The 14,864-nt window shown below is 63.7% G+C and carries 15 protein-coding genes; 7 read left to right on the top strand and 8 right to left on the bottom strand.

Annotated features, from left to right (window positions below):
* Positions 1 to 122 precede the first annotated feature (122 nt).
* Genes K426_RS24090 through K426_RS24100 form a run of 3 tightly spaced genes read left to right on the top strand, consistent with a single transcriptional unit; the run spans position 123 to position 1,675 of the window.
* Complete coding sequence (locus tag K426_RS24090) at positions 123 to 824, top strand: hypothetical protein (RefSeq protein WP_066563097.1); 702 nt, start codon at positions 123 to 125, stop codon at positions 822 to 824.
* Positions 824 to 1,405 (top strand): cytochrome c oxidase subunit 3, encoded by a 582-nt coding sequence (locus K426_RS24095; protein WP_066563099.1) that lies wholly within the window; start codon positions 824 to 826, stop codon positions 1,403 to 1,405. The genes K426_RS24090 and K426_RS24095 overlap by 1 nt, the downstream gene beginning before the upstream one ends.
* Before the next feature lie 12 nt (positions 1,406 to 1,417).
* The gene (locus K426_RS24100) at positions 1,418 to 1,675 is read left to right on the top strand and encodes a cytochrome C oxidase subunit IV family protein (protein WP_066563102.1); all 258 of its coding nucleotides are present in this window, start codon (positions 1,418 to 1,420) and stop codon (positions 1,673 to 1,675) included.
* A gap of 5 nt (positions 1,676 to 1,680) precedes the next feature.
* On the opposite strand, the gene K426_RS24105 is transcribed toward K426_RS24100, so the two are convergent.
* From K426_RS24105 to K426_RS24125, 5 genes are all read right to left on the bottom strand, one after another.
* Entirely contained in the window at positions 1,681 to 2,118 is a 438-nt protein-coding gene (locus K426_RS24105) for a nuclear transport factor 2 family protein (protein WP_066563926.1), read from the bottom strand.
* A gap of 44 nt (positions 2,119 to 2,162) precedes the next feature.
* The gene (locus K426_RS24110; RefSeq protein ID WP_066563107.1) at positions 2,163 to 2,969 is read right to left on the bottom strand and encodes an SDR family NAD(P)-dependent oxidoreductase; all 807 of its coding nucleotides are present in this window, start codon (positions 2,967 to 2,969) and stop codon (positions 2,163 to 2,165) included.
* A gap of 71 nt (positions 2,970 to 3,040) precedes the next feature.
* Positions 3,041 to 4,093 carry a hypothetical protein gene (locus tag K426_RS24115; RefSeq protein WP_066563109.1) on the bottom strand — a complete coding sequence of 351 codons (1,053 nt, stop codon included), beginning with the start codon at positions 4,091 to 4,093 and terminating at the stop codon, positions 3,041 to 3,043.
* Positions 4,086 to 5,108: an LLM class flavin-dependent oxidoreductase gene (locus K426_RS24120; RefSeq protein ID WP_066563111.1), complete on the bottom strand. Its 1,023-nt coding sequence runs from the start codon at positions 5,106 to 5,108 to the stop codon at positions 4,086 to 4,088. The genes K426_RS24115 and K426_RS24120 overlap by 8 nt, the downstream gene beginning before the upstream one ends.
* 11 nt (positions 5,109 to 5,119) lie before the next feature.
* Positions 5,120 to 5,494, bottom strand: a complete 375-nt coding sequence (locus tag K426_RS24125; protein WP_237230098.1) for a limonene-1,2-epoxide hydrolase family protein — start codon at positions 5,492 to 5,494, stop codon at positions 5,120 to 5,122.
* Positions 5,495 to 5,712: 218 nt separating this feature from the next.
* On the opposite strand from K426_RS24125, the gene K426_RS24130 reads away from it, so the two are divergent.
* Genes K426_RS24130 through K426_RS24140 form a run of 3 tightly spaced genes read left to right on the top strand, consistent with a single transcriptional unit; the run spans position 5,713 to position 9,594 of the window.
* Complete coding sequence (locus K426_RS24130) at positions 5,713 to 7,089, top strand: hypothetical protein (protein WP_066563113.1); 1,377 nt, start codon at positions 5,713 to 5,715, stop codon at positions 7,087 to 7,089.
* A 16-nt stretch (positions 7,090 to 7,105) separates the two neighbouring features.
* Positions 7,106 to 8,518, top strand: a complete 1,413-nt coding sequence (locus tag K426_RS24135) for an acyl-CoA reductase (RefSeq protein WP_066563115.1) — start codon at positions 7,106 to 7,108, stop codon at positions 8,516 to 8,518.
* Positions 8,515 to 9,594 (top strand): aldo/keto reductase, encoded by a 1,080-nt coding sequence (locus K426_RS24140; protein WP_102999821.1) that lies wholly within the window; start codon positions 8,515 to 8,517, stop codon positions 9,592 to 9,594. The genes K426_RS24135 and K426_RS24140 overlap by 4 nt, the downstream gene beginning before the upstream one ends.
* Here K426_RS24140 and K426_RS24145 read toward each other — a convergent pair whose 3' ends face one another.
* From K426_RS24145 to K426_RS24155, 3 genes are read right to left on the bottom strand one after another with little or no spacing between them, the layout of a single operon-like run.
* A complete protein-coding gene (locus tag K426_RS24145; protein WP_066563116.1) occupies positions 9,595 to 11,307 on the bottom strand; it encodes an N-acyl-D-amino-acid deacylase family protein in 1,713 nt (570 codons plus the stop codon).
* A 14-nt stretch (positions 11,308 to 11,321) separates the two neighbouring features.
* The gene (locus K426_RS24150) at positions 11,322 to 12,779 is read right to left on the bottom strand and encodes an acyl-CoA reductase (protein ID WP_066563120.1); all 1,458 of its coding nucleotides are present in this window, start codon (positions 12,777 to 12,779) and stop codon (positions 11,322 to 11,324) included.
* 8 nt (positions 12,780 to 12,787) lie between these two features.
* Positions 12,788 to 14,203, bottom strand: a complete 1,416-nt coding sequence (locus tag K426_RS24155) for a hypothetical protein (protein ID WP_066563121.1) — start codon at positions 14,201 to 14,203, stop codon at positions 12,788 to 12,790.
* Positions 14,204 to 14,459: 256 nt separating this feature from the next.
* Here K426_RS24155 and K426_RS31900 point away from each other — a divergent pair, with 256 nt between their 5' ends.
* Positions 14,460 to 14,861: a nuclear transport factor 2 family protein gene (locus K426_RS31900; protein WP_066563122.1), complete on the top strand. Its 402-nt coding sequence runs from the start codon at positions 14,460 to 14,462 to the stop codon at positions 14,859 to 14,861.
* The last annotated feature ends 3 nt before the right edge of the window (positions 14,862 to 14,864 follow it).

A 14,864-nucleotide genomic window follows, 5' to 3' on the forward strand; every position in this document is an offset into this window, starting at 1 on the left:
AAGAATATTACCCTTGTGCAGGCGGGATCGCCGACAGGAACCCTATCCATGGGCGGGTGGCCTGGACGCGTTCGCTTCACAATCTTCCGCCTGCACAACAAAACAGGGCAGAGGGAGGCCGCATGACGACCAAGAGCATGACGATGAAGCTATGCACCTATATGGGCGCCATTGCCGGTACGATGATGTTCGTCGGCATATGGCCGGTCGCGCACATGTTCCCGCCGCTGGCCCCATCCATGCCCGCTGCGGAAGTGGCTGCTTATTATCGCAGCCACCAGATCGGCATATTGGCAGGCGCTATCCTGATCGCCTCTTCCTCCGTGCTGTTCTTCCCCTTTCTGGCAGCGGTCGCCACCTTCATGAAGAAGATCGAAGGGCCGGTTTCGCCTTTGACCTGGGCCTTTGTGATGGTCGTGGCCTTTGGCTTCGTCACTTTATTCTTCGCCGGGCTGATCTTCACGGCGGCCGCCTATCGGACCGACCGGCCGGACGCCGTTATCGGTGCGTTGAGTGATATCGCCTTCCTGCTGTTCGTCATGCCGGCCGTGCCCGCCTTCGTGCAGAATCTGCTGACCGGTTTCGTCATTCTGGGCGACCGCCGCGCGCAGCCCATCCTGCCGCGTTGGCTTGGTTATATGAACCTGTGGACCGGCGTGCTGCTGCTGCCCGGATTGGCGATCGGCCTGTTCAAGACCGGACCCTTTGCCTGGAACGGCGCCCTGGCTTTCTGGATGCCCGCCGTCGTGTTCGGCATCTGGTTCAACCTGATGATCTTCGCCATGCTCGGCGCGATCAAGCGCGACGCGCTGGGCGGCGAATAATGGCTGCTTCGCAAGCCGCCGCTTCGCCTCCGCGCGGCCATGTGCCGGGAGAGGAAGGCGTATGGGTGTTCATTGGCGGCGATCTTGTCGTCTTTGCCGTCTTCTTCATCACCTATGCGCTCGCTCGGCAGCAGGAACTGGCGCTGTTCGAAAGTTCGCAGGCGCTGCTCGACCGGAGCCTTGGCCTTCTCAACACGCTTTTGCTGCTGACCAGCAGTCTCCTTGTCGCACAGGCCGTCGCGGCGGTACGCTGTGACGACGACAAGGCGCGACCGCTGCTGCTGGGCGCGGTCCTGCTCGGCAGCGGCTTCGTCATCGTCAAGGCGTTCGAATATTCAGCGAAGATCGCCCAGGGCTTCACGCTCAACAGCAACAGTTTTTCGATCTATTATTATATGTTTACCGGCATCCATCTGGTGCATGTGCTGATCGGCTTGGGCGTGCTGTGCTTTACCCTGTCGCGCTTCGACCGGACCGGCCGGATGCAGGGTGGTGCCGCCCTGATCGAGGGGAGCGGCGCCTTCTGGCATCTGGTGGACCTGCTCTGGATCATCCTCTTCGCCCTGCTCTATCTGCTTTAGGGAATCCGTTTCATGGCCATGATCTGGCGTAGCCGCATCACACTGGTCTGGGCGATGCTGATCGCCGCGACCTTTCTGTCGTTCGAGACGATGGCATTGGGCAATGCGTTCCTGCTTCGCTCCGTCATCCTCGTCATCGCCTTCACGAAGGTTCTGCTAGTCGGGCGCGAGTTTATGGAGTTGCGGCACGCGCCGCGCTGGCTGCTCTGGGGATTTCAGAGCTGGGCGATCCTGACCTGTGCAGTCCTGATCGCCCTGTTCCGCGCCTGACGCAATCAGGCAGGCACTTCCGTACCGCCTGCCGCGGCTTCGTCTATGCCCATCTTGCGCGTAAGGTCCGCCATATCGAGATATTCGCGCCAGCGTGAAATCAGCCCGGCCCCGTCAAACTCATAGATGGCGACCATCTGATGCGGACAGGGCCGTCCCATGATGATGGCAGTGTCGGACCGTTCCTGCATCACCATCCGGTCGTTGGAGAGGATGTTCACCTCATTGCATTTATTGTTGGTGGCGAAGGCCATTTGCCGCTCAATCTCTGCGCGCAACGCCGTCTTGCCCTTCACGACGGGACCGCCGGGAACCCAGAGCTGCCATTCGGCATCCTCCGCCATCATCGACAGAATTTTCTCTACATTGGGCCTGCTGGCATCGCTGCCGTCGCCCCAGGCATCGCAAAATTCCCGTACCTTCTGTTCCAGTTCGACGCCCATCATCCTCTCCTCTTCTGTTTTCCTCAAATCTGGGATTGCTGCATTCACCCTCGGGAAAGCGCCCGCGTCACGCTGATGAACGGCACGGTGCAGCTCTGACCGCCATCGACCGGATACAGCATGCCGTTGACGTAGCGGGACTCGTCGGACGCAAGGAAAAGCGCCATGGCGGCAATGTCTTCCGGCTCGCCGATAAAGGGGGTGTTGAGCACCTCCAGAAACAGCCGATCCATTTCCGGCGTGGACCATTGCAGCTTGGCGGGCGTCTGCGTCGGACCGGGAAGGATCGCATTGCTGCGGATGCCCTGTTTGCCATAGGTGGCGGCGATCGCCTGCACGAACCAGTTGAGCGCGGCTTTTGACGATCCATAGCTGTAGGCGGTGATATCCCCACCCATGGAACTGCCGGACGAGGTGGAGATGATCGACCCCACCCCGCGCTCCAGCATGTGCGGAATGACGAGCTTGCTCGCCAGAACCGCTCCCAATACGTTGACCCGCACATTGGCAAGGAAGATGTCGGGGTCGAAAGCCAGGAAATCCATGTCACGCATGGCGTGGTCCTGATTGACATAAAGGGCATTGTTGAAGAGCACGTCGATGCGGCCAAAATCGGCGACGGTCTGGCCGATCATATGTTCCAGATCGGCCTGTTCGCCGACGTCAACGGTCATCGCGCGCGCCGATCCTCCGGCGTCGACAATGGCCTGCGCGGTCGCCTCGGACGCTTCGGCGCGAATGTCCGCGACGATCACCGTCGCGCCTTCCCGCGCGAACATCAACGCGCTGGCTCGTCCGATGCCGCTCCCGCTTCCGGTGATGATGCAAATCTTTTCTGCAAGGCGGGCCATGCTGCTTCCTCTCCCTTTTGGTTCATTGCCGATGCCGCGGACCGGGCACCCCGCTCAGCGGAGATCGCGCTTCAAGCCGGCTTCCTGATGGACAGGATCAGGATGAAGGCACGGCTGCGCTGCGGATCTGCCTCAACGCGGGCGGCCACACGCTGCACCAGACTGGCCAGCAGCGCGTCCCGATCGCGGGACGCAGCGACGCGTGCAAGGAAGTTGGGGCCGTTGGCCGCACCCATCATGGCCGCCCACTGCCGCCCCAGTTCGGCCGCATTGCCGGTCTGTTGATAGCCCTCCCAATAGGGATCGGGGGACGGGATCGCGGCGAGATGCTCCAGCACCAGATCGGGCACCAGCCCGGCATCGAAAGGCGCCCTCACCTGATCGGGCGAACGCCCCGCCGAAGGCGCTGTCATCTTCAGCGTTTCGTCGGCGCTGAGCAGTCCTTCGCCTTCCATGTCTACGATCGATTGCCAGAAATTCCCGGCCATCCATTCAAATCCGTGGCTGTCGGGGCCTCGACCCATGAACTGGCAGATCAGGCGCCCCCCCGGCCGCAACTCAATGACGCGCGCTTTCAGGAAGCGAAGCCAGTCCTCCGCCAGCACCGCATCGACGGCGGCACGCGCCTGCGCGGACCGGCTGAAGATCGCCCAGCCATGATCCGCGACGTCGACCGGATTACGGCTCATCCAGTGCAGCGCATTGGAGGACCAACCCAGATCCACGCTGCCGGGTGGCAAAATCGCATCGAAATAGGATCGGCCTATGGCGGAAGGAAAGACGCCCTGCCGGCCGTTAAGATAGCTGGCCGGGTCCTGATCCAGCAAGCCGAACAGCGACGTGAAATCGTTGGAGGGCAGGTCCGTATGCACGACCTGAACCGGCCGCCGCGCATCATTCGCACGAACCAGATCGATGGCCGTCGCCATCGGCGCCATCGAATTGCGCCCTTGCGATGCGCCATAGTCGACTATGGTGACAGGACCGACGGAGGCATCGCCAATGGCTCGCGCCGCATCCTCCAGCAGGGGGAGCGCGGATTGCAGATTGGCCTGTTGCAGGCCCGAATGCCGGTTGTAAAGCCCACCCCCCGCCATGGCCGCGACAGCGGTGGAATCAGCCATAAAATGTCTCCGCTATACGCTGCGTGTAGATCGCGCTTTTTTCGGGCGACAGGCCATAATGCGGGATCAACGGCGTAATCGCGTCGGCCAGCGCCGCGCGCCGCGCAACCCGGGCCCGCACTTCATCGGCCGTTCCGACCACGGCGATGCTTTCCACCATGGCGTCGGTGCAGGCAGCCGCCATGCCCGCCATGTCCCCCTGCGCGAAGGCGGCCTGAATCGCCGATGCCTCCCGGCCGAAACCGATTTCCTCGAAATAGCGCAGATATTGGGGCGACTGGCTGTAATAAGCCACAGTCCCCCGGCAATCCTCGATCGCCTCTCGCCTGTCGTCAGAAATCGCCGTGAATATCGAAATGTTGAGCGAGAAGTCCTTGCGCGCCCGGCCGGCCCGATCCAGCCCCGCCTTCATATGAGCGGCCACTTCCCGCTCAATCCAGCCATCGTTCCACAGGGGATGCCCAAGCAGCCCGTCGGCAATTTCCGCCGCCTGCGCGCAGGCCTTCTGGAACACCGCCGGCAGCACGATGGGAATGTCGCCGCGCACCGGCTTGTGCAGCAAGCGGAAGTGCGAAAGGTCGAGACGGTGATAGTCTCCCGCCAGTTCGGTCAGCTCGCCTGTATGCCCGCGGGCCACGACAGCGCGGATCATGCCCACGATCTCGCGCATATGGGCGAGCGGCTTGCCATAGGCGCTGCCGAATGATCCCTCGATCTGGCTCTGCGCGCTCGACCCCAGTCCCAGCACCATCCGGCCGTTGCTGATGAGGTCCAGGTCGATGGCGCTGCACGCGGTTTCCAGCGGACTGCGCACGAACGCCAGCGCGATGCCGGTCCCCAGCTTGATACGCTGCGTGGCGGGCGCGACGGCGGCCAGCGTCGTGAAGGGCGCGCCGAACATTTGCGGCGCCCAGACCCCTTCCACCCCCGCCGCTTCATAACTCTGTGCCAGCGCCGCCAGATTGGCCCCCGGCATCGGGACGATCTGCGCCCAGACAGCCTTGCGATCGGTCATAGCATCCCCCTTCAAAAGCCGCTTGTGTCGAAATAGTCGCGCCAGGCGACGATATGGGGGCCGTCCATTTCCAGGGCGCCCATCAGCCGCAGCGACAGCATTTCCTGCCCGTCTGGCCCATAGAAAATATCGCTGCGCTCCGTCAGGACGACATGGCCCGCGGCCGCCGCATGATGGACCACGACCGCGCAGCGTTCGAACGGAATCCGGCCAAGAAAGCCGTCGATGAACTGCCTCGCCTGATCGACCCCGACGATCGTCGCCACGCCGACATTTTCCCAGCGTGTATCCGCCGTAAACCGGCGCTCCATGGCGGACAGCATGTCTTCGCGCGAGCCGCTGCTTTCCCGAAAAAACGCCAATACTTCGTCCAGTGGACCGGGCATGTCACCCCCTGCTCCTGTGTTGCGCCGGCATCATGGCCCGGGGTGCCCGCCTTCTGCCCTGCCGAAAGATAGCAGCCTTGTTTTGGCAGGGGATCGGCACGCCATCGGGCGGAAAGGTCATGCTGAGAATAGTATGTCCTCCCCATAACAGTGAATCGAGCGGCTAAATATCGGGCATCGCCTATACTTCCCGGCAAAGCTGAGAGGAGTTTTCACTGATGAGCGCCGTTGACGAATTGATCGCCCTTGCCCGGTCGCCCGATCCGTTCCGGAACGCCCCGGACAATCTGGCCGAACTGCAACTGGAAGCGGCGCGCGAACGCTTTGCGGAGCGGCGCCAGCAGATCCGGGTGCTCGACAAGCGGGCGAAAGAAGCCGGTATCGACAGCATCGACAGCCTGGCCGACCTCGTCCCGCTCCTGTTCGCCCACACCAATTATAAAAGCTATCCGGAGGCGTTCGTCGACAATGGCCAGTGGAAGCATATGAACATGTGGCTCGGCACGCTGAGCAGCTATCCGACGGACAATATCGAGGTTGCGGATGTGCGCGACATTGACGAATGGCTGGACCGCGCCAAGGCGGCGGGCCACCATGTCTTCGCGTCGAGCGGGACCTCGGGCAAATCCTCCTTCCTCAACCAGTCGACGCAGGACCGCGACCTGTCGCTCGCCGCCTGTCTGGCGGCGGCCGACCTGTCGACACCGGCCTATGTGCCCGATCACGGCCGCTCGGTCTTCACCATGATGCCGCCGCGCGGCACCCACAAGATGATTGAATTCTGCAATGTCCATTTCCCGCGCTGGGCCGCGCCCGGCGAATTTCATCGCCTGAGCGACTATCCGATGCGCGCCTTTGATGCCATGCGCCCCGCGCAGCTGCGCCGCCTGCTGGCTGCCGGCAAAGTCGGTCCCGGCGAGATCGCCGTCTATGAGGCGGAGGTCGAGGCCCGCCAGCAGACGCGGGCAGGCGAGTTCGACGCATGGATGGACCTGCTTGTCAGCCGCCGGGATCGCCCGCTCTATATCGGCGTCATGTATGGTGTCGCCTGGCAGATCGTGCAGGCCCTGCGCGCGCGCGGGATCAAGGATGGCGATTTCCATCCCGACACGCTGATGAGCTTTGGCGGCGGCACCAAGGGGGCGGCTGTCCCGGCCGACTATAGGGAACAGATTATGAGCTTTTTCGGCGTCACGCCGGACCGCATCACCAGTTCCTATGCCATGGTCGAAATGAGCGGCTTCTGCGCCAAGATCCAGCCGACCGAATCCTATGCGGTGCCGCCATGGATCATCCCCCTCATCCTCGACAAGCCGGGCGAAAAGCTGCTGGGCACGACGAAGGATGTTGGCCGGATCGAAGGCCGAATGGCGTTTTTCGATATATTGGCGGACGGCCGCTGGGGCGGCATCATCTCTGGCGACAAGGTGCAGGTGGAGTTCGGCTCCGGCCTGGAGGGCGTGAAGACGCCGGTCGTTCACGCGATCGCCCGTTACGCCGATCTGGAAGAAGGTGAGGACAAGCTCAGCTGCGCCGGATCGATCGATTCCTATGTGCGCGGATCGATTACCGCACCCCAGCCGGTCGCGGCCTGAACGACAGGAGGCAGACATGCTGCATGAAATCATCGCCGATAATGACCGGCTGCTCGTTCCCCATGTGATCAAGGGCGTGGTCCAGCTCGACGCCGCCGTCGAGCACCGGTCGCGGGCCAGCGGCACGACGGTCATGACCCCTTCGATCGATCTGGACTCGCTGATCTGGCCGCGAAGCCAGCCCGGTCCCGCCTTCGACACGCCGCTTGCGGAGATCGTGGATTTTCTCGTCGAAGTCGGCAAGGCGCTCGATTTCGACCGGAACATCTATCTCCAGGAGGCTGCGGCCTATAATCTGCGCTGCAACACTCTTGGCGCGCGCATCCTGGAGAATTGCTACCGCGATATCGCCTGGTTCTTCACCCGCGAGGCGGTCGAGGCGGAAGCCGAACAGTCGCTGGGATCGCTCGACGTGCTGGATGGGTGGGCGCGGCGCGACATTCAGGGCACGGCCTTCGACATCCGCGCCTTCCCGCCCCGCATGGTGCATGTTCTGGCCGGCAACGCCCCGATCGTGCCGCCGGTCACGATTGTCCGAGGAGCGATCAGCAAGGGCGTCCATCTGCTGAAAATGCCGTCCAACGACATGTTCACGGCGACCGCCCTGCTGCGGACGATGGCGGATGTCGGCCCCAACCATCCGGTGACGCGCTCCTTCTCCGCCGCTTACTGGCGCGGCGGCGATGCCAGCATCGAAAACCACATCCTGCGCTCGCAATATTTCGACAAGCTCGCCGTCTGGGGTGGCGAGGCGGCGGTACGCCATGCCATGCAATATGCCGCGCCGGGCTTCGAGATCATGTCCTTCGATCCCAAGGTCTCGATTTCGCTGATCGGCCGCGAAGCCTTTGACGACGTCCCCCTCGCGACCATTGCCGAACGGAGCGCGGCCGACATCATCGCCTTCAATCAGGATGCGTGCAGCTGCGCCCGCTTCCAGTTCATCGAAGGATCGGACGAACAGGTCGATCGCTATTGCGAAGCGCTGGTGGAGGCGATGGGCAAGGATATCCGCTATGGCGCCGGCCCCGACGGCCCGCTGCCGCCCGCCATGCTGATCGACGAACTGGACATGCTGGGCAATCTGGAACCGGTCTACCGCCTGTTCGGACGTCCCGACGGCCGGGGCATAGTCATCCGCTCCAGCGAACCTGTGTCGTTCAATCCCGGCGGCAAGCTCGTCAATGTCGTCGCGGTCGACCGGCTTGCCGATGCGATCCAGCATGTCACCGTCGCGACCCAGTCGGTCGGCGTCTATCCCCCCTCCCGCATTGCCGAGGTGCGCGATGGGCTTTCCTCGGCGGGCACCCAGCGCATCGTCGGTCTCGGCAATATCAACACCGGAAAATTCGGCGGCCTGCCGCACGATGGGGGATGGCCGGTGCACAAGATGATGCACTGGGTCGTCACCGAAGCAGCGAAAGATTGAAAACGACCATGACACAGACAAACATTCAGACGCTGTCGCTCGACAGCTATCGCCTGCTCGGCCGCTCGGGCCTGCGGGTTTCCCCGCTGGCGCTCGGGACCATGACCTTTGGCGAGGAATGGGGCGCGGACGAGCAGGAATCCCGCCGGATTTTCGACAGCTATGTCGACCAGGGCGGCAATTTCATCGACACGGCGGGCTATTATGCCGACGGCGTGTCGGAAACGCTGACCGGCAAGTTCGCGGAAGCCAAGCGCGAACGGCTGGTCCTGTCGACCAAATATTCGCTGACCCGATCGGTCGGCGATCCCAATGCTGCCGGCAACAGCCGCCGGAACATGATGCAGACGGTCGAAACCAGCCTCAAGCGCCTGCGCACGGACCGGATCGATCTGCTCTTCCTGCACGCCTGGGACGATACGACGCCTGCGGATGAGATCATGCGCGCGTTCGACGACCTCGTGACGCAGGGCAAGATCCTGTATCTGGGCCTGTCGGATACACCTGCCTGGCAGATGGCCCGGCTGCAAACCGTGGCGGAATTGCGGGGATGGTCCCAGTTGGCGGCCTTGCAGGTCGAATATAATCTGGTCGAGCGCACGGCCGAACGCGAACTCATCCCCGCCGCCAAGGCGCTGGGTATCGGCGTCATGCCCTGGTCGCCGCTGGCGAGCGGCATGCTGTCGGGCAAATATGCGACCGGCGGCAGCGCCCATGCCGGCGAATCTGGCGGTCGCGGTGCCCTGCTCGAAGCGGCAGGCCGTGTCGACGCGCGCGTGGTCGCCATCGCCGATGCGGTGAAGGGCATCGCCGACGAGATGGGCGTCACCTCGGCGCAGGTGGCGATCGCCTGGACCCTTACCAATCCGGCGGTCGTCTCGCCGCTAGTGGGCGCGCGGACGATGCGGCAATATGCGGATAATGTCGCCGCGCTTGGCGTCACGCTGGAGGCAAGCCAACTGGAACGTCTGGATGCGTTGAGCCGCACGCCGCTCGGCTTTCCGCATGATTTCCTCGCCTCGCCCTTTATCCGCCATGGACTGACGGGCGGCACGACCATCCAGCCGCGCGCCTGATCAGGCGGCGCGGATCAGCCTTCCGGGACGCGCGCCAGTGTCGGCGCCGTCCCGCCGGGTGATCACGCCGCTGACCATCGTGGCGCGATAACCGGTCGCCTGCTGCGCCAGACGGCGCCCACCGCCGGGCAGGTCATGGACGACATGAGGGGCATGCAGCCTGAGCGCGCCATGATCGATCAGGTTGATGTCGGCCTTCATCCCCGGTTTCAGCCGCCCCCTGTCCCGCAGCCCCAGGAAATCGGCGTTGTCCGCGCTCAGCGCCTTGACTGCCGCAGGGATCGTCAGTTGCTCGCCGACCCGATCGCGGGTCCAGTAGGACAGCATCGTCGTCGGATAGCTGGCATCGCAGATGATGCCATAATGCGCGCCGCCGTCGCCCAGTCCCACGATGCTGTAGGGATCGCGCATCATTGCAAGCGCAGGGTCCAGCGACTTTTCCGCATAGTTGGAAAAGGGCATCAGGATCAGCGCATGGCCCTCCTGCTCCAGCATCAGATCATAGACCAGTTCGACAGGACCGACGCCGCGCTTTGCGGCCAGCGCGGCGATGCTCCGGTCCGGTGAAGGTTCATAGTCCGGCTCGGCTCCGAGCGGATAGATATTGTCCCATGTGCGTAGCAAGCGATGCAGCGGCGTCGGCGTCTCATCCGGCTCCTCCGCGATCAGTCGCGCGCGGAAGGCGGGATCGCGCATGATGGCGACCTTTTCAGCCAGCGGTCGGTCCGCAATCGCACGATAGCTTGCACAATGGCTGAACGCGTTGGCCGACGTCGACAGGCCGCACATCGCGCCCATCGGCCGGGGAAAAACCTGCGCCAGCACCGGCGCCGCGCTGGTGCGATTATGCTCGGCCAGCGCATCCATGGTGCGCCGCCAGCCCTGCGGATCGGTCGACCATTGGGCGAGCGAATAGGTCAGCGGACGCCCCGAGGCGCTGGTCATGCGCTTCATCAGGTCGAGATCGCTGGCCCAGTCGGCGGTATCGAGATTCGGGATCATCTGAAGCACGCCGCGCCCCGCATCACCCACCGATCGGGCGATCGCCACCAGTTCATCGCTTTCCGCCTGAAAGGACGGGATGAAAGCGCCATCGCCGCGCCGATGCACCAGCGAACGCGATGTCGCGAAACCAAGCGCGCCGGCCGCCATCCCCTCCGCCACGAGCTGCGCCATTCGCGCGACATCCGCCGCGGTCGCCGGCTCGCGGTCCAACCCGCGCTGGCCCATCGCATAGACCCGCAGGGGCGAATGCGGAATATAGGCTCCCACATCCGCGTCCCAGGCACGCGCTTCGAGCGATCGCAGATAATCCGGGAAGCTCTCCCAGTTCCAGGGCAGACCCTTCGCCATCACCGCTTCGGGAATGTCCTCCACGCCCTCCATGACATTGACCAGCGCCTCGCGGTCCTCCGGCCGGCACGGCGCGAAACCGACGCCGCAATTGCCGATGACGACGGTGGTGACGCCATGTTCGGCGGAAGGCACCAGACTGTCCGACCAGGTGACCTGCCCGTCATAATGGGTATGAACATCGACGAAGCCGGGCGTGACGAGGAGGCCACGGGCATCGATCTCCTCGCGGCCTTGACCGACATCAGCACCGATCGCCGCGATACGGCCGTCGGCAATGGCGATGTCCGCCTCGAACGGATCACCGCCTTGCCCGTCGACCACCGTTCCGCCCCGGATCACCAGATCAGCGTCCACCATGTCCTTGGCTCCCCTCAGCCTGCCAGCGCGGCCAGCATCTCGCCGGATGCCTGTTCTTCGGTCACCCATTTCAGCATGCGGCGTACTGGCTCGATCGCATCCTGCCTTTCCATATTATGCTGCATCGTCGCGGCCCCGCCCAGCGACACGATCCGCTGCGCGCCCTGAAAGGCGAGACGGTCGCGCAGCTCATCCTTGAGGCTTTCGGGAAAGATGCCGATCGTCTGGGTATAGGCGTTGACCGCGCTGACGGCCGTTTCCCTGCTGTCGATGGGCACGATATTGCCCACCCGGCAGGCGAGCGTGCGGGAAAAGTCGACCGGATAATCCTCCTGGCTGACGATCACCGCGCCCTCGTTGGTCCGACCGCCGAAGATGCGATAATCCTCGTCATTGAGGCGGATGCCGTCGATCTCGGCCTTGAGCGCGCCGTCGAACGCCTTGTGCGGCGTGCTCAGGTGATCGGGCAGACGCTGGAGTGCATCGAAGGTCATCTGCCCCAGCCGATTGGCGCGCTCCAGCCCGGCTTCGTCCGTGCCGCATTCGACATAGATGACGCGCGCGGACACGCAGCCTTCCTGATTCTGGGCGCCGATGTCGAGCGCCAGACGGCGTGCCACCTGACCCAGCGTCGCTTCATCGGCGAAGGCTTCGCGACCGATGATCGTTCCCGACAGCTTGGGGTCCTGGGTGATGAGGTCGATGCCCGGTTGCAGATAGCGGGTGATGTGCTTGACCGAATCGAACCCGCCCCAGGCGACGATCTTTTCGACCCCGCGCGGATCGTAAATCGCGGATTCCACCTGATCGTCGCCGCCCTTCCAATAGGCGACGGAGACATGTTTCGACAGCGGATGGTCGGGGTCCATCTCGACCATGGTTCGCACCAGCGCGGCGGCCGTCAGCGGATCGTTGGACGGCAGCTTGATGATCGCGTCGGACCGGGTCAGCGCATTGCGGATCACCGTCAGGATCGACACGATCGGCGCATTGCCGGCAATGACATGCACGGTCCGCGCGCCGAAAGCGCGCGTGCGGGCGGTCAGGCCCGGAAATCTGCCAGCCCCCTGATCCACCCAGCCTTCCAGATAGTCGACGCCGCAGGAGCGCTCCATCATCCGCCGCATTTCGGTGCGATCGAAGGCGGCGCCGATATGCTGGAAATGGACGCGCAATATGCTCTCCGACAGGCCGGAGGTCAGACAGGACAGACGAAACGCTTCCTGCAAATGCCGGTTCTGCCCGAAATCCAGCCGCTCCCCCAGGGCGACGAGGAAATCCAGTATCTCGTCGAAGCTCAGCGAATAAAGGTCGGCCATGGCCGAGGGCGTCCGCAGGGGCAGGCGCGCGACATGCTTGGCGATGTCGGGCGCCGAGAAGCTGACGCCGCCCCGGCGGCCGCCATAGTCGACTTCAGCATCATCGATGATCTGGCCTCGGATGATGAGGGGAACGCGGAATTGATCAGTCATGGCTCTACTCACATCGACAGTTCGGCAAGAAATTCGAGGGCGCGATCATGCGCTTCGGGGGCGCCGGCGCAGACGATGCGGTCATCGCCGCCTTCCTTCTCGCTGTAGCGGCGTACCGGCGGAATGACGTGCGGCCCGGTGCGGCCACAGGCGCAGGGCTTTTCCCAGCCCGCCAGCGTGATCTCATCCCCCGTCACCAGCCCGGCCCAATAGGTGTTGGGCATCAGGTCGAACGAGGCGAAGCGGCCGGTCAGGCCGTCCTTGCGCGGCAAGGGCTTGCCGGTCGCCGGATCGAGCAGGAACGGAATCTGGATCGGCGGGATGTGATAATGGCCATGCTCGCACATCATCGACAGACCCATCTGTTCGGACGTGGCGTACATTTCATAGATGGTATCGAAACCCAGAAACTCGAGTACGCGCTCGCGCCAGTCGTCGGGCAGTTCCTTGCCCTTCTTGCCGCCGCCGGTCAGCAGCACGCTGCCCTTGCCGAAGACGTTCTTGAGGCCACGCTTCAGCCCCTCCTCCGCCCAATCGTAGAGGATCGCCCACATCGCCGTCACATAGACGTCGCGCCCGCCGAAGCGCCGCTGCGCCTCGCTGAAGAAATGCTTGAGGTCGTCGGGCCGGCGGCGCTCCAGTTCCAGCAGGGCCTCCCGCCGTTCCAGCAGGACCGGCGGAATGTCGATCATGCCGGCCTCACCCCGTGCCTCCGCCGCACGCAGGCGGCCGCCCAGCGAGGCGATGTCCGCGCTGAAGCGGGCGTCGGGGTAGAGGAACAGGGTGTTTTCCTCGCCCTTGGCATAAAGATCGACCTGGATGCCGTTACCGCGCTGCATCGCGGCGGCGCCATAGCGATAGCCCGGAATGATGATCGGCATCCCGTCCTTCAATATGTCCGGGCCGCGACCCGGCCACCAGTCGCGGATAATGACCGCCGAATGGACGATGGTTTCGCGCCACTGTTTCTTGGTGCGGGGGACAAAGCTCAGCTTGCCGGTCGTGCCCGACGTATGCTGGATAGTAAGATCGGTTTCCGCGTCGAGCAGGTCGATCCAGTCGTCGATCGTCTCGATCCCGCTGGCATCGACATGGGAAATGTCGCTGGTCGTCAGGCCCGCGAGCCATTTGGTCAGCTTGTCGAAGCGGCTGCGCTCCAGATAGCTGATCGGATAGGATTTGTAGACGGTGTGCGGAAACAGCAGCGGCGCCAGATCGTTGATCGTCTCGATCGTCTCGATGCCCTGCTCGCGCGCCAGCTTGTCCAGCACCGACAGGCCAGGACGAAGTTCGGCAAAGCGTTTGCGCGCGCCTTCCAGATGCAGCCTGTCGATCTCGTCGCGGCTGAGCGTGAAGGCCTGCGCATAGGGCGCGTCGTGGAAACTGGTGGGATCGGCGATCAGTCGATCGAGATAGCTGGTCATGGAGAGAATCCGCCTTTCTGTCGGAGACGGATTGTGGCGGCGACAGCGCGATCCCCGCAATGCCGATGCCTACAGCCGGAACGCCCAAACATCGTCAGGCGGACATGAAGCGCATGGGTTCGGGCCGGCACGGCCGCCGCGGCATTGCACTGCCATCGCGGCCGCAGCATGGTGCAGGGGACGTGGACGCTCGGCTCCGGCGAAAGGCGGGGCCTGCGGCCAATGCCATCTCTATGCAGACAAGGAGGATGAACCGATGGGACTGAGCGTAAAGGACCGGCTGAACATTTACGATCTGTTCGCGCGCTATTGCCAATATGTGGATAGCGGCAGGGCGGCCGAATGGGTGAACCTCTTCGCGGAGGATGGCTGCTTCGAGATTGTCGGCCAGATGACCCTCCGGGGTGCGGGACAACTGGGCGGAATGCCGGCGATGCTCGCGGAAAGGAGCGGCGGCAAATGGCGTCACCAGATCACCGACATCATGATCGACGCAGGCCCATCCGATGACGCCGCCCATGTCGGCGCCTCCGGCCTCGTGACGGACTGGAACGATGGCGGCCGGGTCATCATGTTCGCCAATTATCAGGGCGCACTGGGCAGAGGCGACGGACGCTGGAGGATCGCCAGATTGACCGCAACCATGTTGACGGGCTGAACG

This window comes from Sphingobium sp. TKS, assembly GCF_001563265.1.
Classification (GTDB): Bacteria; Pseudomonadota; Alphaproteobacteria; order Sphingomonadales; family Sphingomonadaceae; genus Sphingobium.

Excerpts from the sequence above, each read along its gene's own strand:
- K426_RS24090 (WP_066563097.1), top strand. The coding sequence starts at position 123 with ATGACGACCAAGAGCATGACGATGAAGCTATGCACCTATATGGGCGCC.
- K426_RS24095 (WP_066563099.1), top strand. The coding sequence starts at position 824 with ATGGCTGCTTCGCAAGCCGCCGCTTCGCCTCCGCGCGGCCATGTGCCG.
- K426_RS24100 (WP_066563102.1), top strand. The coding sequence starts at position 1,418 with ATGGCCATGATCTGGCGTAGCCGCATCACACTGGTCTGGGCGATGCTG.
- K426_RS24105 (WP_066563926.1), bottom strand. The coding sequence starts at position 2,118 with ATGGGCGTCGAACTGGAACAGAAGGTACGGGAATTTTGCGATGCCTGG.
- K426_RS24110 (WP_066563107.1), bottom strand. The coding sequence starts at position 2,969 with ATGGCCCGCCTTGCAGAAAAGATTTGCATCATCACCGGAAGCGGGAGC.
- K426_RS24115 (WP_066563109.1), bottom strand. The coding sequence starts at position 4,093 with ATGGCTGATTCCACCGCTGTCGCGGCCATGGCGGGGGGTGGGCTTTAC.
- K426_RS24120 (WP_066563111.1), bottom strand. The coding sequence starts at position 5,108 with ATGACCGATCGCAAGGCTGTCTGGGCGCAGATCGTCCCGATGCCGGGG.
- K426_RS24125 (WP_237230098.1), bottom strand. The coding sequence starts at position 5,494 with ATGCCCGGTCCACTGGACGAAGTATTGGCGTTTTTTCGGGAAAGCAGC.
- K426_RS24130 (WP_066563113.1), top strand. The coding sequence starts at position 5,713 with ATGAGCGCCGTTGACGAATTGATCGCCCTTGCCCGGTCGCCCGATCCG.
- K426_RS24135 (WP_066563115.1), top strand. The coding sequence starts at position 7,106 with ATGCTGCATGAAATCATCGCCGATAATGACCGGCTGCTCGTTCCCCAT.
- K426_RS24145 (WP_066563116.1), bottom strand. The coding sequence starts at position 11,307 with ATGGTGGACGCTGATCTGGTGATCCGGGGCGGAACGGTGGTCGACGGG.
- K426_RS24150 (WP_066563120.1), bottom strand. The coding sequence starts at position 12,779 with ATGACTGATCAATTCCGCGTTCCCCTCATCATCCGAGGCCAGATCATC.
- K426_RS24155 (WP_066563121.1), bottom strand. The coding sequence starts at position 14,203 with ATGACCAGCTATCTCGATCGACTGATCGCCGATCCCACCAGTTTCCAC.
- K426_RS31900 (WP_066563122.1), top strand. The coding sequence starts at position 14,460 with ATGGGACTGAGCGTAAAGGACCGGCTGAACATTTACGATCTGTTCGCG.